Annotated in this window: 16 protein-coding genes and 2 riboswitches; of the genes, 11 read left to right on the forward strand and 5 right to left on the reverse strand. The window is 36.2% G+C overall.

Annotation, left to right across the window (positions count from 1 at the left end; all coding sequences use genetic code 11):
* Positions 1–41: 41 nt before the first annotated feature.
* From MHH59_RS00995 to MHH59_RS01010, 4 genes are all read right to left on the reverse strand, one after another.
* The gene (locus MHH59_RS00995) at positions 42–710 is read right to left on the reverse strand and encodes a methionine ABC transporter permease (protein ID WP_002124718.1); all 669 of its coding nucleotides are present in this window, start codon (positions 708–710) and stop codon (positions 42–44) included.
* Positions 685–1,725 (reverse strand): methionine ABC transporter ATP-binding protein, encoded by a 1,041-nt coding sequence (locus MHH59_RS01000; protein ID WP_002124721.1) that lies wholly within the window; start codon positions 1,723–1,725, stop codon positions 685–687. The genes MHH59_RS00995 and MHH59_RS01000 overlap by 26 nt, the downstream gene beginning before the upstream one ends.
* Positions 1,726–1,737: 12 nt before the next feature.
* Complete coding sequence (locus MHH59_RS01005; protein WP_000756967.1) at positions 1,738–2,550, reverse strand: MetQ/NlpA family ABC transporter substrate-binding protein; 813 nt, start codon at positions 2,548–2,550, stop codon at positions 1,738–1,740.
* Between the two features lie 85 nt (positions 2,551–2,635).
* A riboswitch (SAM riboswitch) is annotated at positions 2,636–2,749 on the reverse strand.
* Between the two features lie 80 nt (positions 2,750–2,829).
* A complete protein-coding gene (locus MHH59_RS01010) occupies positions 2,830–3,738 on the reverse strand; it encodes an NAD(P)-dependent alcohol dehydrogenase (RefSeq protein ID WP_340850755.1) in 909 nt (302 codons plus the stop codon).
* A 145-nt stretch (positions 3,739–3,883) separates the two neighbouring features.
* Here MHH59_RS01010 and MHH59_RS01015 point away from each other — a divergent pair, with 145 nt between their 5' ends.
* The 6 genes from MHH59_RS01015 (at position 3,884) to MHH59_RS01040 (ending at position 10,676) form a co-directional block, all read left to right on the forward strand.
* A complete protein-coding gene (locus MHH59_RS01015) occupies positions 3,884–4,648 on the forward strand; it encodes a DUF6612 family protein (RefSeq protein WP_002009840.1) in 765 nt (254 codons plus the stop codon).
* 112 nt (positions 4,649–4,760) lie between these two features.
* Positions 4,761–6,197, forward strand: coding sequence for an FAD-binding oxidoreductase (locus MHH59_RS01020; RefSeq protein ID WP_002124725.1), 1,437 nt, complete (start codon positions 4,761–4,763; stop codon positions 6,195–6,197).
* Entirely contained in the window at positions 6,194–6,727 is a 534-nt protein-coding gene (locus tag MHH59_RS01025; protein ID WP_002091456.1) for an MFS transporter, read from the forward strand. The genes MHH59_RS01020 and MHH59_RS01025 overlap by 4 nt, the downstream gene beginning before the upstream one ends.
* Positions 6,728–6,817: 90 nt before the next feature.
* Entirely contained in the window at positions 6,818–8,536 is a 1,719-nt protein-coding gene (locus MHH59_RS01030) for a DUF3981 domain-containing protein (RefSeq protein ID WP_033733706.1), read from the forward strand.
* Between the two features lie 117 nt (positions 8,537–8,653).
* Positions 8,654–9,913, forward strand: coding sequence for a multidrug effflux MFS transporter (locus MHH59_RS01035; RefSeq protein WP_003186924.1), 1,260 nt, complete (start codon positions 8,654–8,656; stop codon positions 9,911–9,913).
* A gap of 250 nt (positions 9,914–10,163) precedes the next feature.
* A complete protein-coding gene (locus MHH59_RS01040) occupies positions 10,164–10,676 on the forward strand; it encodes a hypothetical protein (RefSeq protein ID WP_002187529.1) in 513 nt (170 codons plus the stop codon).
* 18 nt (positions 10,677–10,694) lie between these two features.
* On the opposite strand, the gene MHH59_RS01045 is transcribed toward MHH59_RS01040, so the two are convergent.
* The gene (locus MHH59_RS01045) at positions 10,695–10,910 is read right to left on the reverse strand and encodes a DUF3951 domain-containing protein (RefSeq protein ID WP_340850756.1); all 216 of its coding nucleotides are present in this window, start codon (positions 10,908–10,910) and stop codon (positions 10,695–10,697) included.
* A 124-nt stretch (positions 10,911–11,034) separates the two neighbouring features.
* A riboswitch (SAM riboswitch) is annotated at positions 11,035–11,140 on the forward strand.
* A gap of 137 nt (positions 11,141–11,277) precedes the next feature.
* On the opposite strand from MHH59_RS01045, the gene MHH59_RS01050 reads away from it, so the two are divergent.
* Genes MHH59_RS01050 through MHH59_RS01070 form a run of 5 tightly spaced genes read left to right on the forward strand, consistent with a single transcriptional unit; the run spans position 11,278 to position 16,577 of the window.
* Positions 11,278–12,195 carry an ABC transporter permease gene (locus MHH59_RS01050; RefSeq protein WP_002140132.1) on the forward strand — a complete coding sequence of 306 codons (918 nt, stop codon included), beginning with the start codon at positions 11,278–11,280 and terminating at the stop codon, positions 12,193–12,195.
* A 16-nt stretch (positions 12,196–12,211) separates the two neighbouring features.
* On the forward strand, positions 12,212–13,216 hold the full coding sequence (locus tag MHH59_RS01055; RefSeq protein WP_002169315.1) for an ABC transporter permease: 1,005 nt from the start codon (positions 12,212–12,214) through the stop codon (positions 13,214–13,216).
* The gene (locus MHH59_RS01060; protein ID WP_340850757.1) at positions 13,173–14,183 is read left to right on the forward strand and encodes an ABC transporter ATP-binding protein; all 1,011 of its coding nucleotides are present in this window, start codon (positions 13,173–13,175) and stop codon (positions 14,181–14,183) included. Before MHH59_RS01055 ends, MHH59_RS01060 begins: the two co-directional genes overlap by 44 nt.
* Complete coding sequence (locus MHH59_RS01065; RefSeq protein ID WP_340850758.1) at positions 14,180–14,953, forward strand: ABC transporter ATP-binding protein; 774 nt, start codon at positions 14,180–14,182, stop codon at positions 14,951–14,953. Before MHH59_RS01060 ends, MHH59_RS01065 begins: the two co-directional genes overlap by 4 nt.
* Before the next feature lie 13 nt (positions 14,954–14,966).
* Complete coding sequence (locus MHH59_RS01070) at positions 14,967–16,577, forward strand: peptide ABC transporter substrate-binding protein (protein WP_002124737.1); 1,611 nt, start codon at positions 14,967–14,969, stop codon at positions 16,575–16,577.
* The last annotated feature ends 1 nt before the right edge of the window (position 16,578 follow it).

Genomic DNA, 16,578 nt, shown 5'->3' on the forward strand with positions numbered 1-16,578 from the left:
ATTAAAAAGAAGGTATCTCATTTCAATGAGATACCTTCTTTTTAATCTTTCTTCAATCTTCGTGCAACACCATTCCCTAAAGACTGTAATCCTTGAACGAGGATAATCAAAATAAAGACGGTTGCATACATTACTTCAGGTTCGTAGCGTAAATGTCCGAATCGATATGCTAAATCACCAAGGCCGCCAGCACCGACAAGTCCAGCCATTGCTGTTGCACCGATTAAGCCGATCGTTGCGATTGTTAATCCAAGTACGAGAGACGGGCGAGCTTCTTTAACCATAACGTGCCAAATGATTTTTAAAGTAGAGACTCCCATTGCTTGATATGCTTCAATGACACCGCGATCCACTTCTAATAAAGCAGTTTCCATTAAACGGGCAATGTAAGGGGCTGTGAAGACAACAAGTGGTACGATAACACCTTGCACGCCAATGGACGTTCCCATTAGAAACTTTGTAAAAGGTAAAATGAAGAATAATAGAATGATAAACGGAAGAGAACGAATGATATTAATAACTGTATTAAGAATAGGATAGATAATTTTATTTTCTCGCTGTCCACCAGGTCTCGTTAAAACAAGTGTGACACCGAGTGGTAATGCAATAAGAATAGAGATAAGTAGTGAAATAGATGTCATTTGAAATGTTTGAATTGTTGCTTCCCATATTACGTTACCCCACTCATCCAAAAAGGACTTGTTTCCCATAATCTGTTCTACCTCCTTCTACGATGATCCCTTGTTCTTGTAAAAATGATAAGGCACGGTGTACTTCACTTTTTTCACCTTGCATATGAACGATCAGTTTTCCATATGCCTCATGTTTTAACTGTGTAATATTGCCTGATAAAATATTAGGATATACGTGGAAACGTTTTGTAGCGACAGCTAACGCTGGTTCTCCTGAAGCGGTTCCTATAAATGAAAGTGTTACGATTACCCCGGTGCTTTGTAGTTCTTTCTGTACCTCTTCTGGAATTTTAGCTGCAAACGCGCTATTTACAAATTTCTTCGTTGTTACATGTTGTGGATTTGTAAAAATGTCCTTCACTGTTCCACTTTCAACGACAGATCCATGTTCCATTACAGCAACTTGGTCACAAATACGCTGGATGACATTCATTTCGTGTGTAATTAGCAAAATCGTAATTCCGATTTCTTCGTTGATCTTTAATAATAAATCAAGAATAGAATCAGTCGTTTCCGGATCTAATGCGCTCGTTGCTTCATCACTTAATAAAACTTCAGGCTCATGAGATAGTGCGCGAGCGATCGCTACACGTTGTTTTTGACCACCAGATAATTCACTTGGATAGGCATCTTTTTTATTAAAGAGATCAACAATGCGTAAATACTTTTCTACCCTTTTTTCAATTTCATTTTTGGGAAGACCAGATAGACGTAAGGGTAGTGCGATATTTTCATAAACGGTAACGGTTTTAAGTAAATTGAATCCTTGAAAAATCATGCCGATCTTTTTTCTCGCCTTTGCGAGTTCTTTTGTCGATAAGGTTGTTAACTCTTGTTCATTTACAATGATATCTCCTGTCGTTGGTTTTTCTAATAAATTTACACAACGGATTAATGTACTTTTACCAGCGCCACTATATCCGATGATTCCAAATACTTCGCCCTTTTTTACTTTAAGGGAAGTTGATTTAAGAGCCTCAACATTCCCTTTTTTTGTTGTAAATACTTTGGAGACGTTTTTTAATTCAATCATTATAGTCAGCTCCTACCAAGACGGTAAAACAGAACCATCGAATTTTTTCTCAATGAAATCTTTTACTTCTTTAGATTGATAAGCTTTCTTTAATTTATTAACAACAGCATCATCTTTATTTTCAGTACGAACAACGACCCAATTCACATATGGTGAATCTTTTCCTTCGCGGAAAATAGAATCTTTCGCTGGGCTTAATTTTGCACCTAATGCAAAGTTTGTATTAATTGCAGCTGCCTTTACTTCACTTAGCTGTGTTGGTAATTGAGATGCCTCTAATTCAACAATCTTTAAATTTTTCGGGTTTTCAATTACATCTTTTGCAGTCGCTTTTTCTGTAGCTTTTGGATCAACCTTTAAAACACCTGCTTTTTCAAATAGCTTTAAAGCACGAAGCTCATTTGTTGGATCATTTGGGACAGCGATTGCATCGCCCTCTTTTAATTCTTTTACATCTTTTAAGCTTTTAGAATATACACCCATAGGGAATGTTACTGTGGAAAATACTTCAGTTAATTTCATGTTGCGTTCAGCTTTAAATACGTCTAAATAAGATTTAGTTTGATAGCTATTTACATCGAGGCTTTTTTCATCTAAAGATACGTTTGGCGCTACATAATCATTAAATACCTTTACATCAATTTCGAGACCATCTTTTGCTGCCACTTCTTTTACCTTTTCAAAAATTTGTTCATGCGGTCCACCCGTTACGCCGACAGTAATCTTTTTCTCATCTAATGCTTTTACCTCTTTATCAGAATTAGCACCACATGCACCTAACAATAATACCGCTCCACTTACAATACTTAATAACACCTTTTTCATCTATAATTCCCCCTTAATATACGTTCCAAAATAAAAAGCACCTCTCAAAAATAAGAGAGGTGCCGAATAGACGAAATAGGTTCCTCTCTTATCTTCCAAAACGAAAATCGTTCTGCAGGAATTAGCACCTTAGCTTATACGTTATAAGCTCGGTTGCCGGGCATCATCGGGCCAGTCCCTCCGCCACTCTTGATAAGAGTATGTGTATGTAGTTTTTTAATATGGTACTAATAGTAAATCTTACAAAAAGAATTGTCAATATTATTTTCTGAATATATTTTATTTTAAGGTAATCGAAACGTTCCCTTTTTTATGTCCCTTTTCCACATACATATGAGCTTCAGCAATTTCTTCTAATCGGTAAGTTCTATCAATAACGGGCTTTAGTTTTTCCGTTTCGACTAGTTTTTTTAATAGAATCATATCCTCTTTACTTACCTTGGCCATCATTCCATTAACAGATACATATTTTCCATTGGGTGTTAATGTATTTGTACAAAGGGATTTTTTATACTTCCCAACTGCATCAAATATAATATCGTAGCATTTGCCTTGCTTAGTAAAATCTTCTTTCGTATAATCAATTACTTTATCAGCTCCTAAAGATTGCACGAGTTCAAAATTCGAATTACTACAAACAGCCGTAACGGTCGCGCCGAAATATTTAGCAAGTTGTACAGCAGCTGTTCCTACTGATCCGGAGGCACCATATATGAGCACTTGTTGCCCTTTTTTTATACGGCCCTTTCTCAGGAAATGTAATGCTGAAGTTCCGCCAAAAGGAATAACTGCCGCTTCTTCATACGTCACATTGGTAGGTTTTAATGTTATTAATCCACTTTCATGTACGCATGTGTACTCGGCATAACCACCGAGGTTTAGTTCTGTTAATGCAAAAATTGGATCACCTTTTTTAAATTGAGTTACATCTGTTCCTACTTCTTCGATTTCACCGGATAACTCTATGCCGAGTACAGGTTTTCTCGGTTTTCTGAAACCTAATATGATCCTCATAGGAATCCAAAATAAGAGGGGGCTATTAAAGCCGCGTATTCTACAATCTCCAGTCGTTACACTTGTTGCGTGAATTTTAATTAATGCTTCGTTCTTTTTAGGTGTAGGTTTCTCTATATTTTGAAGCTGAAGAACGTTAGGTGGTCCATACTGTGTGCAAATGATCGCCTTCATAATGACCTCCTGAAATGAGTTGTTGTTATTTACATCATATTTAAAACCTTCATTAAACATGTCGCTATATAGCGAATAAAGATTAAAAATTATATAGATTTCGTAGGAAAAGAGGTAATATTATTTTGGGAAAGGGGGCGACATTATGAAAAAAACTATTATTATTTCAAGTTTAGTGCTTGCAATCAGTCTAGGGGTAGGGTGTAGCAATGAGAAAACAACAAAGACTGATGAACCGAAAAAAGAAGCCATGCAAAAAGAAAAGGAATTAGAAGCGAAGGATGTTTTCAAGAAAACGAACGAAGCTTTTAAAAATGAAGAAAATGTAACGATGACATATGATGTAGGGTTAAAAGCTGAGGGAACAGAGATGGATATATTAAAGGCTAAGATGCAATTAGAGCCAAAGACAAAGAATTCTCGTTCTGAAATGAATATTTCTGGTACAGATGTTGTAGTGTATACTGTGGATGGTAAAGTTGCTGGTGAGGTGAAAAACCCTAATACAGGAGAAGTTATAACCGTACCAGAGGAGCAATTAAACGCTGGTGGAATGAAAGCGACTCAAGATATTATAGATAATTTAGAAGTACCAGCAGTAGTTTTAGATAAAATGAAGATGGAGAAAAGCGGAGATAAATATAAACTGAAATTTACATTAAAAGGGCAAGAAACAGAAAGTATGTTAACTAGCATGGATGAAACGCAGAAGAAAATGTTACAAGCACAAAATGCGAAGATAGAAGAAGTGGATGCAGAATATATCATTACAAAAGATTTTAAATATGAATCAGCGAAGATAGATATGATTATGAGTAGTAATGGTAAGGATAAGGCACACATTATTACGAATGCAAAATATACGTCGTACGAAAAGTTTGACCCAATACAATTGCCGGCAGCAAAGTAACAGTTTTGATCAGGGGGGACCTAAAATAAGGTGCCCTCTCTTTTTTATACTTTCTTCTTAGGAAAATAGGTACAATATGAAGAGGGAAAACTGTGGAAGAGGAGAGTGTCATTTGAAAAAAAGAAAGATAGCGGTGGTCATTGTAGCTTATACAGTGTTGCTTGCGACATCTATAAATACATATAAAGAGCAACTAGAACATCCTATTATGAGCGATGTAGGAAAGTTGCTTCCAACGAAAATTAAACGTGTTGAAAATGCTGAGGATGAACGTTCATTAAAACAGTTAGTGCAAGATGCAAATGTTTCTGGAGAGAAGATTTCTATTGCAGGTATGCAACATAGCCAAGGCGGACAGACGTATTATCCGAACGGTACGATGCTTGATATGAAAGGATATAATGAAATATTAGAATTCGATCCGGAGAAGAAGAGGATTAGGGTGCAAAGCGGTGTCACATGGAATGACATTCAAAAGAAAATCAATCCATATGGTCTTGCAGTTCAAGTGATGCAATCTCAAAATATTTTTACTGTTGGTGGTTCATTAAGTGTAAATGTACATGGGCGTGATATTCGTCATGAAGCATTGATTGATACAGTAGAGTCGTTCAGATTGTTAATGGCAGATGGTACGGTGCGTAATGTAAATAGAGAAGAAAATGCTGACTTGTTTCCGTATGTAATTGGGGGATATGGATTATTTGGTGTGATTTTAGATGTGACGCTACAGTTAACAAACGATGAATTGTATGAAACGCATACGAAAGTACTAGATTATAAAGAATACTCTTCATACTTTAAGAATAAAGTGCGAAGGGATGAGAATATACGTATGCATTTAGCACGTATTTCTGTTGCCCAAAATTCATTTTTAAAAGAGATGTATGTGACAGATTATGTACTGGCAGAAGATCAACAGAAGTTGAAAGAGTACAGCAAATTAAAAGAAGAAAATATTATAGCTGCGCCGAAATTTTTGCTCGGGTTATCACGTTATAGTGACTGGGGAAAGGGCGCATTTTGGGACATACAAAGAAGTTATTTTGAACGTACAGATGGTAAGTACGAAACGCGAAATAACGTAATGAGATCTGATAGTACTTTTATGGAATACGATAATCCAAACTTGACCGAAGTTTTACAAGAGTACTTTGTACCGATAGATGGTTTTGCAGCGTATATAGATGATTTGCGAAGCGTTTTAAATGAAGAGGAATTAAACCTTCTTAACATTACAATCCGCTATGTAGAAAAGAATGAGAATGCGGTGCTATCTTATGCGAAAGATGATATGTTTGCGCTTGTGCTTCTAATTAATCAAGGGCGTTCTGAAGATGAAATAAAGAAAACAAAAGTGGTCATTCAAAAGATGATTGATGTTACGTTAAAGCATAATGGAAGTTATTATTTACCGTATTATTCTTATCCGGAAAAGGAGCAACTAAAGAAAGCGTATCCTCGCATAGAAGAATTCCTTCAGAAGAAGAAGGAAGTAGACCCAGAGGAAAGGTTTGTGAATTTATTTTATAAGGAGTATAGCAAATGACATATAGAAGATTTGTAGCCTCACAAAGCATTATTATGATGGCGGGTAGTATGGTATTTCCTTTTTATATACTATTGCTTCGAAATGTAGGAAATAGTTTCTCGCAATTTGGCTGGGCGTACGGCTTATTTGCCTTAACTTCAGCTCTAGTATATCCGTTAGTTGGAAGAATCTCTGATAGGGTAGGTGATAGAAAGTTATTAATTATATACGCATGGTCCATGGCTATATTAATGCTTTTTTTCCCTATTGCAACAGAAGTTTGGCATGTATACATTCTCCAAATTTTAATGGGTATTTTAGGTGCTGTGCAGCGTAATACGGAGAAGACATCGTTAGCACGAAAGGTAGCGCATAAGGAAGCTGGTTACGAAATTGGAAAATACCATGTATGGACATCAATTGGGGGCGGAGTAGCTATAATTGCAACTGGTTACCTAGTGGATTTCTTTACGATAGGGACTATTTTTTACATTGCTTCAGTTTTATATGTAGTTAGTGGATTTGTATTAAGCCGCGGTGATAAGTAATTAAAAGTATTTCCATTCCCATTTTTACCTGATTACCCTTTATTTGTTATACTTATGGAGAAGACAAAAGAAAAGGGGACATTGCCTTTGATGAAATTTATAGTTTTAGCTATTCTCACTTTGTTTTTGATTCCATGGACTAGAAGCGGTAATAAAATTCGCGCGGTGGATAAAGGAGGAAATGAGAAAGTTGTAAAGGGTAAGAAATCATCTATTTTAGTTATTCCTGTTTTATTTTGGATAGGTATTGCAATCTATGAATATTTCTGGCTAATTGATGATCGAGCAGATTCTATTCTTACTCATTATTCTGTTGCAGTAGCGATTTTAATTGGGCTTGTTTTATTCTCACAAGAGCAGGTAGGGAAATTAGAAGGTACGTTAAAGGGACTTCTAATGTTTGTTTTACTCGCAAGTTACGGCTATTTTGGTTATTTGCACGATATAGTAATCACGCAAAAAAAATATGATTCTGTTGTGAAGATCGAGAAAGATATTTCAGAGCCATTTACTGAAAATGATCAGCCGTTTACAGTGCCGCCAAAGACAGCGGAGAATAAGATGAAAAAAGTATTTGGGGATATTCCGAAAGTAGCTTATTTTGAGCTAGGAGAATTAACGCCACAAATGGTAAATGGCGAGGCCTTATATGTAGCACCAATTGAAGTTTCAGGATTTTTTAAAGCACGTAAAGCTGAGACAATTCCAGGGTACGTAACGATGTCAGGTACGAATCCTGATGCGGAAGCGAAACTGCACCTTGGTTATAAAATGAAATATGTGCCAAGCATGTTTTTCGGTAATAAATTAGAACGTGTCGTTCGAAAAGCAGAGCCAGATTTAGTTTTTAAAGGGAAACCAAAATTTGAAGTTGATGATAAAGGGAAACCGTATTATACAATGACGTATGGTGAATTTATTTCAGGAAGATCTGGATTTGAAGTAGAAGGTGTTGTAGTAGTAGACGCACAAACAGGTGAAGTGAAAAGATACGACAAAGGAAAGGCACCTAAATTCGTTGATGGCGTATTAAATCACGAGACTGCATCTACATTAAATACGTATTTTGGTAAATATATTCACGGATTTTGGAATACAAAATTCTCACAAACGGATATGAAGATTCCGACTGAGTGGGGAACGAAAGAAGGAGTTACACCAATCTTCGGTAAGGATGGAACGTTATATTATTTTACTGATTTCACCTCTCCGAAAGAAGGAGTAGATTCTGCACTAGGCTATTCGCTTATTGATGCGCGTACAGGTAAGTTGTATTACTATAATGGAAAAGAAGTAAAGGGAATTATGGATGGTTCGGCTGCTACAGAAGTAGTGGATAATTCCTTTAAGAGAGAGAAATGGCACGGAACGATGCCGGTTATTTATAACGTGTACGGTAAACCTTCTTGGATTGTACCTGTTATTGATGACGGAGGATTAGTACGTGCTCATACTGTCATATATGCTTCTAATGCAAAAGTGTTTGCAACAGGTTCAACGCAAAAAGAAGCACTTGAGAATTATAAAAATGCGCTGAGCGGAAGTGGTGATTCATTTAGACCGACTTCAAATGGGAAAGAAGCGCAAAAAGAAGGTACTGTACAACGTGTGTATAAAGAAAAATCAGGTGAAAATACGATTGTGTACGTACTATTAGAAAACGAGCAAAAAGTATTCATGGTACCGGCGAATAAATTCCCATATGCAATGTTTACAGAAGTAGGAGATCCAATTCAAATCACATATTTAGACACAGGAGAAATGATGGCATCTGTATCTAAATTTACAAATAGTAATTTGAAAAAGTAAAGCGATAGAGATTCTATCGCTTTTTTTACATTATTAAACAGGAAAATACGGTATACTTGACGTATATTCATGTTGTAACTATAATTGTTACGATTAAGTGTTTATATGAAAGGGTGAATGGAAAAAGTGAATGGAGTTAATCACGAAATATATAAACCTGTAAAGACAAACAGGTTATGGATGATTCTTGTATTAGGGACACTTACGGCAATTGGGCCATTATCTATTGATATGTATTTGCCTTCTTTACCAAAGTTAACGGATGATTTACAAACGGGTGCATCCCTCGCGCAGCTTACATTAACTGCTTGTCTGCTTGGGCTTTCAGTAGGGCAGTTATTTATTGGTTCAATTAGTGACATTTACGGAAGACGCAAACCTCTTATTATCGCTCTTATTATTTATGTTGCTTCTTCTTTACTTTGTGCTGTTGCACCATCGATTTGGAGTTTAGTGCTTTTACGTTTCTTACAAGGTGCTTCAGGATCTGCTGGTATCGTTATATCACGTGCAATGGTACGTGATATGTATTCAGGTTCTGAAATGACGAAGTTTTTCTCACTGCTTATGTTAGTAAACGGAGCAGCGCCTATTTTGGCACCGATTATTGGAGGGCAATTATTACAGTTCACATCATGGCGCGGCGTTTTTATCGTTCTTGGAGCAATTAGTGTATTCATGCTAATATCAGCTACTTTCGTATTACGTGAAACATTACCTCCTGAAGAAAGAGAGACAGGTGGATTATCAGGAACGCTTGCAACATACGGAAAGCTTCTGAAAGATCGTTTATTTATGGGGTATGCATTGTCGCAAGGATTAGTAACAGCTGCAATGTTTGCTTATATTTCTGGTTCACCGTTTGTGTTGCAGAACATATACGGAGCATCACCACAGCAATTTAGCTTATTCTTTGCGATTAACGGTATCGGTATTATTATTGCTAGTCAGGTTACGGGCCGTTTAGCAGGGAAAGTTAATGAGAAAACTTTATTTGTTGCTGGTATTATTATTGCGGCTGTTGGCGGTCTATCATTACTACTTACAATCGTATTAGGAATAGGGCTAATCGGTGTTTTATGCTCGCTATTTCTTGTTGTATCAAGTGTTGGGGTTGTATCAACAACCGGCTTCTCGTTAGCGATGAGAAATCAAAAACAAGCAGCAGGAACAGCATCAGCTTTACTAGGTTTATTACAGTTCATTTCAGGAGCACTTGTTGCACCATTAGTAGGTATTGGCGGAAGCAATACCGCATTACCGATGGGGGTTGTGATAGCGCTTTGTGAAATTGGTGCTGTGTTATGTTATCTATTTATGGCCAGAAGAAGTGAGAAGCAGTTTGAACTGCAACAAAGACAAAATTTAGAGGCTTAATTTATAAAAAAGAGCTGATTCAAACATGTGTTGAATCAGCTCTTTTTTCATTTCTTTGAAATAACTTATACAGTGTTGTAAGGTGATGCAAAAGTTATTTGCATAAAGTGACGATACTGTGACAAAAATGTTGGTATGTATATTAAGATATCGTCTTAAGTGTAAAAAGTGGGGCGTTCTCGGTATAATAACAAGTGGAGATAAAAGAAACTATAATGAGTAATAGCTGTAGATAAAAGGAGAATTCGAGATGAAGAAGGTTTTGGGTATTGCTGTAATGGGAAGTATGATCCTTCTAGCAGGATGTAATGGAAATAAAGATACGAAAGAACCGAAAGAACCGAAAGAAAAGGTAGAGCAATCCACTGAGCAAACAGAAGAAATGAAAGAATACAGCGCAGTACATGAAAAATATGATGCGAAAATAAATAAAGAAATTAATAAGGCGTTACAGTTATTTGAAGTGGCAAAAGAAAAGGGCGGTAAGGAAATAACGAATGCTACATATAAAGAAGATGTGCAAAAGGTAACAACGAGCATGTTAGAAGATATTGATAATATACGTAAAGAAATTCGTGTTCCAAAGTCGAAAGAGCAAGAACATGAGGTATATGTTGGTTTCTTGAATGAATCGGAACAAGCGATGAAAAAATTACAGAAGTTAGCTAAAGAAGAAGATTCATCATTAATTCGTGATATAGAAATTAATTTTGCAACAGCATCGACATACTATAAACGCTTTCAAACAGAGGCGAAAAAATAACCTTGCGTATGCGCAAGGTTATTTTTTCTTTTTACCATCTCCGCCTTCATCCTCGGATACTAATATCTTCTGTTCTTCGTGAAATTCTGAAATTGTTTGTCCAGTAATATTATCGAATGGAGTGTAAAAAGAAGTGATGCTTTTCTTTTTAATGAAGAGTTTATAGAAGCCGATGATGACGAGTATGACGATTGTTAATGGCAATCCTATAGTAGCCAGAAGTAGTGGATCCATTTTATAACTCCTTTAAAGTAATTAATTTTATTATAAGCTAAAGTAGTGATTTTAAGAAATAACGCTATTAAAAACTGATTTTTCTAAATATATCCAATTTGAACCAAATAATAATATAGCAATTTACTTATCCAGAGAGGTAGAGGGACTGGCCCTATGACACCTCAGCAGCGGGTTCTGTAACAGGAACACCGTGCTAATTCCAGCAAGCAAGTCTTGAAAGATAAGTGATGGGCCTTCGTTTATTAAGCCTTGATCTTATTTTTTAAGATCAAGGCTTTTTGTGTTTTAAGAAGTAGAGAAGGAGTAATGGCAACAAATATGTCAATAAAACAAAGTAAATTCATTTGTTTAGGGGGTTATTGAAGTGTATGTTATTAAAAAACTATCGGTTATGGTATTCACGCTATGGGTCATTACGACAGTAACATTTTTAATTATGCATATTATTCCAGGTGATCCGTTTTCATCAGATGCGAAAATCTTTCCTGAAGAAGTAATACAAAACATGAGAGCGAAGTATCACCTTGATGAACCGTTATGGAATCAGTATGTTGCTTATTTGGATGGGGTAGTTCATTTTGATTTTGGTGAATCTGTTCAATCGACAGGTCAAGGTGTATCGGAAATTATAACAACTGGTTTTGGACCATCGGCAATTATTGGTTTACAAGCACTTGTTATTTCATTGTTAGTCGGAATTGCCGCAGGTACATTTGCCGCGCTATATCATGGGAAAGTGATTGATTATAGTGTGAGCTTGCTTGCGATTCTCGGTATTTCTATTCCTAGTTTTATTTTAGCACCGCTATTTATACAAGTATTCGCCATACAATTTGAATTACTACCAGTGGCGTCTTGGGGAACATTTGAGCATACTGTATTACCCTCCTTCGCATTAGCGTTAGGACCAATTGCAGTTATTACAAGATTTGTTCGCTCTAATATGATTGAAGTGTTGCAGAGTGATTATATTAAGCTAGCGAGAGCGAAAGGTATACCAATTAAGAAAATCATTATAAGACATGCTCTTCGAAATGCGATTGTTCCGGTACTTACATTTGTTGGCCCATTAATGGCTGGACTTTTAACAGGGACTTTCGTTATTGAAAAAATCTTTTCAATTCCTGGTTTAGGAAAATATTTTGTAGACAGTATTTTCAACCGAGATTATCCGGTGATTATGGGAACAACCATTTTCTATAGTGCGCTATTAATTGTATGTATTTTTATTACAGATATCATTCATCGTATTGTTGATCCGCGCATTCGTTCTATTACGTAAGGAGGGTGATGTTTAAATGGGGGCTTATGAAATTAATGACCAGTTATTAACGAATGAAGAGAAAAAAGAATTAACGATAAATAAAGATCAGCAAACGATTAGCCGGAAAAAGGAAGTGTTTCGCAAGTTTATATCAAACCCTATAGCAGTTTTAGGGGCAGTGACGTTATTACTAATTATTGTTTTCTCGCTTATTGGCGAAAGTTTAACACCATTTACTGCGAGTGAACAAGTAAAAGAAGCAACTAACTTACCGCCTAGTAGTGAGCATTGGTTCGGAACAGACGATTTAGGGAGAGATATTTGGGCGCGTACTTGGGCTGGTGGGAAAATTTCATTAACAGTTGGATTGGTAGCAGCAGCTCTTGATATTGGGCTAGGTGTACTAATTGGTGGCTTTAGTGGATATGTGAGAGGACGTAATCGTCTTGGAACGTTAATTGACGAGTGGATTATAAGAGGGATTGAAGTGTTATACGGTATTCCATATTTGTTAATTGTTATTTTACTATTAATTGTTATGAAACCAGGCCTTTTTACAATTATTATCGCCCTTGCATTGACGGGATGGATTGGCATGGCACGCCTCATTAGAGCGCAAGTCTTGTCTTTAAAACAAAGAGAATTTGTTATTGCAGCAGAGCGATTAGGTACACCTCATATGAAAATTATATATGGGCATTTAATTCCAAACTTAACAGGGATTATTATCGTAAATTTATCATTTACCATTCCAGCAGCTATTTTCTCAGAATCATTTTTAAGCTTTATCGGACTTGGAGTACAATCACCGGCGGCAAGCTGGGGCACGATGACGAACGATGCACTTGGGACGTTACTAAGCGGAGAATGGTGGCAACTATTCTTCCCGGCAATCATGATTGCATTCATCATGTTCGCATTTAATGCGATTGGTGATGGTTTGCAAGATGCAATTGATCCGAAAATCGTAAAACGTAATCGAAAGGAGAAAAAACATGGCACAAATCTTATCTTTAGAAAACGTAACGTTGGCCGTTGAAAAAGAGAATAGTAAGCAAGCGATTGTGAAGCATGTTTCCTTTTCTATTAACGAAGGTGAAATAGTTGCACTTGTCGGAGAAAGTGGTTCAGGGAAAAGTGTTACAGCACAATCTATTATCGGCTTAAATCAAGAATCAATTCATATTGATGATGGAAATGTATCTTTCAAATCAAAGGAATTAACTGGTTTACAAGAATCAGAATGGAATCAAATTCGCGGGAAAGATATTTCCTTTATCTTTCAAGATCCGCTTTCATCTTTAAACCCAACGATGAAGGTAGGCAAACAAATTGCAGAAGTAATTTTGCAACATGAAAAGAAATCGAGAAAAGAAGCGAAAGAAATTGCGATTAACTTACTAAATGATTTAGGGATACATGAAGCAGAGAAACGCTTTGAACAATACCCGTATCAATTGAGCGGAGGTATGAGGCAGCGTATTTGTTTAGCAATTGCATTTGCTTGTCACCCGAAGCTCGTTATTGCAGATGAACCTACAACAGCATTAGATGTAACGATTCAAAAGCAAATTATGGAGTTGTTAAAAGAAAGAAAGGAAAAACAAAATACGAGTATTTTATTAATTACACATGATTTGGCACTTGTACGTGAAGTAGCTGACCGAGTAGTAGTTATGTACGGGGGACGTGTTGTTGAAAAAGGAACGATTCAAGAAGTAATTGGCTCACCTAAGCACCCTTACACAAAAAGTTTATTGCAAGCAATTCCGAATATGGATGATTCAGAAAAGGTACTTAGAGCAATTGAGGGAACAACACCTTCAATTGAAACGTTAAATAGTTTTGGATGCCCGCTTGTGAATCGTTGTCCTGTAGCGATAAAAGAATGTATTCATCGCTTCCCAGAGAGAACGACATATTCTGAGGAGCATAGCTCACATTGCTGGCAACATATTCTGGAGCATAATAAAGCGAAATCAAAAGAGAAGGTGAATGCCTCATGACGACAGATTTAATTACTGTAAAGCAAGTAACGAAAACGTATGGAAGTAAAAATAAAGTAATCGCAGCTTTAAAAGATATATCACTTTCTATCCCGAAAGGAACAACGCTTGGCATTATTGGGGAAAGTGGTTCTGGAAAGACAACACTTGGTAAGCTCATAGCTGGGATCGAGCGTCCAACGTCTGGTGAAGTTGATTATAACGGTCAAGTTGTTCACAAGCTGAAGTCAGCTCATAAGCGGGGTTTCTTACAGAAAGTACAGTTCATTTTTCAAGATTCCACAGCGGCATTAAATCCGCGCTGGAAAGTACGCGATATTGTAACAGAAGGCTATATTTCATTCGGTTTAGGCGATAAAGGATTGAAAGATAAAGTCGCAGGTGATGCACTAGAGCGTGTTGGATTAGATAGACGATATATTGATCGCTATCCACACGAATTTAGCGGCGGACAACGTCAACGTATTGCTATTGCAAGAGCGTTATTATGTGAGCCAGAAGTTTTAATCCTTGATGAACCAATTTCAGCATTAGATGTTTCACTTCAAATCCAAATTGTGCACTTGTTGCAAAAGATTCAAAAGGAACAAGGCTATACATATTTATTTATCGCGCATGATTTACCGATGGTTCACTATTTATGTGAAAAAGTGGCTGTCTTATACAAAGGAGAACTTGTTGAATTTGGATATACGGACGAAGTATTCCGTAATCCACAACATTCTTATACAAAAACATTATTAGCATCAACACCAAAAATTTCAGGTTAAAGGAGAATGTAGGATGAAGAAGTTTTTACTGTTTGTCATTATGACTGTTTTAGCAATTACTTCTGTTGCTTGCGGTAAGAAAGAGACGCAAAAGGCGAGTGCTGGTAAGGGTGAAGGCGATCGATTAGTAACGAATATTAGTAGCGATCCGTATACGCTTGATTCTGCCATTGCGACAGATAGCACGTCAGGTTATGTAATTGGGCAATTGTTTTCAAGTTTATATACGCAAGATAGTGACGGGAAATATCAAAATGAATTAGCAGAGAAAGAAGAAGTAAACGCTGATGGAACTGAATATACAATTCATTTAAAGAAAGATATTAACTGGTCGGACGGTTCTCCTATTACAGCAAATGATTTTGAGTTTGCCTGGAAGCGATTATTAAATCCGAAAACGGGTTCTATGAATGCGACAGAAATGTATTTTATTAAAGGAGCAGAGGCATATAATACTGGAAAAGGTGAAGAAGGACAAGTTGGTATTCAAGTCGTTGATCCTCAAACATTAAAGGTAACACTTGAGCACCCAGTTGCTTCTATTAAACAAAAATTAGCAAGTTCATTATTTATTCCATTATCTAAAAAATCAATTGATGATAATAATAAATTAAAAACAGATCCAAAAGAGTTAATTACGAACGGACCATTCACATTAAAAGAATGGAAGCATAACCAAGCTATTACAGTACAAAAAAATAAAGAATACTATGATAAAAAGGTAACATTAAAAGAAATTGAGTTTCGTATTATTCCAGATTCTAAAACAGCGTACCAATTGTACAAGTCAAAAGAATTAGATTTACTAAGTGGTTTACCACAAGAGATGATTGAAAAAGAAAAAGGAAACAAAGAATATAAGCGTGTTGCAGGATTCTCATCTTATATTTATTCCTTTAACGTAGAAAAAGAGCCGTTTACAAATGCGAAAGTACGTAAGGCATTTTCATTAGCGGTTGATCGTAAGTTTATCGTTGAAAAATTGTATAAAAATAATGCACAAGAAGCATATGCATTCGTTCCAGAAGGAGCAAAAACACAAGGTGGTCGTGATTTCCGTAAAGAAAAAGGCGATTACGTAAAATTCGATTCAGCAGAAGCGAAAAAATTATTAGAAGAGGGCATGAAAGAGCAAGGTTGGTCTACATTACCTGAAGTAACATTAAAATTCACTACAGATACACAACATAAAAAAGTAGCAGAAGCAATGCAGGAAATGTTTAAGAAAAATCTTGGTGTAGATATTAAATTAGAGAATAAAGAGTGGAAGAGTTACATCGACACATACAAGCAAAGTGATTTCCAATTAGCTTATATGGGATGGGGCGGCTCTCTATTAGATCCAATTACTAAACTAGATTTATATGCAGGTGATGGTCCAAACAACTATGCAAAATGGCATAATAAAGAATTTGACGCTTTAGTAAAAGAAGCAGAAGTTGAACAAAACGAAGATAAGCGCTTTGACCTATTGCATAAAGCAGAAGATATTATGTTTGATGATACACCATTAATCCCAATTATTTTCCCAAGCTCTTCGTATTTACAAAAATCATCAGTATCTGGCGTCCAATTCATTATCGGTTCTAGTCCAGAACTAAGATACGTAAAAATTAAAAAATAAA

Origin of the sequence: Bacillus sp. FSL E2-0195 (assembly GCF_038003645.1) — a bacterium.
Lineage (GTDB): Bacteria > Bacillota > Bacilli > Bacillales > Bacillaceae_G > Bacillus_A > Bacillus_A mycoides.

What these genes read in the sequence shown, in the direction of transcription:
- MHH59_RS00995 (WP_002124718.1), bottom strand. Translation starts at nt 710, where the DNA reads ATGGGAAACAAGTCCTTTTTGGATGAGTGGGGTAACGTAATATGGGAA.
- MHH59_RS01000 (WP_002124721.1), bottom strand. Translation starts at nt 1,725, where the DNA reads ATGATTGAATTAAAAAACGTCTCCAAAGTATTTACAACAAAAAAAGGG.
- MHH59_RS01005 (WP_000756967.1), bottom strand. Translation starts at nt 2,550, where the DNA reads ATGAAAAAGGTGTTATTAAGTATTGTAAGTGGAGCGGTATTATTGTTA.
- MHH59_RS01010 (WP_340850755.1), bottom strand. Translation starts at nt 3,738, where the DNA reads ATGAAGGCGATCATTTGCACACAGTATGGACCACCTAACGTTCTTCAG.
- MHH59_RS01015 (WP_002009840.1), top strand. Translation starts at nt 3,884, where the DNA reads ATGAAAAAAACTATTATTATTTCAAGTTTAGTGCTTGCAATCAGTCTA.
- MHH59_RS01025 (WP_002091456.1), top strand. Translation starts at nt 6,194, where the DNA reads ATGACATATAGAAGATTTGTAGCCTCACAAAGCATTATTATGATGGCG.
- MHH59_RS01030 (WP_033733706.1), top strand. Translation starts at nt 6,818, where the DNA reads ATGAAATTTATAGTTTTAGCTATTCTCACTTTGTTTTTGATTCCATGG.
- MHH59_RS01035 (WP_003186924.1), top strand. Translation starts at nt 8,654, where the DNA reads ATGGAAAAAGTGAATGGAGTTAATCACGAAATATATAAACCTGTAAAG.
- MHH59_RS01040 (WP_002187529.1), top strand. Translation starts at nt 10,164, where the DNA reads ATGAAGAAGGTTTTGGGTATTGCTGTAATGGGAAGTATGATCCTTCTA.
- MHH59_RS01045 (WP_340850756.1), bottom strand. Translation starts at nt 10,910, where the DNA reads ATGGATCCACTACTTCTGGCTACTATAGGATTGCCATTAACAATCGTC.
- MHH59_RS01055 (WP_002169315.1), top strand. Translation starts at nt 12,212, where the DNA reads ATGGGGGCTTATGAAATTAATGACCAGTTATTAACGAATGAAGAGAAA.
- MHH59_RS01060 (WP_340850757.1), top strand. Translation starts at nt 13,173, where the DNA reads ATGGCACAAATCTTATCTTTAGAAAACGTAACGTTGGCCGTTGAAAAA.
- MHH59_RS01065 (WP_340850758.1), top strand. Translation starts at nt 14,180, where the DNA reads ATGACGACAGATTTAATTACTGTAAAGCAAGTAACGAAAACGTATGGA.
- MHH59_RS01070 (WP_002124737.1), top strand. Translation starts at nt 14,967, where the DNA reads ATGAAGAAGTTTTTACTGTTTGTCATTATGACTGTTTTAGCAATTACT.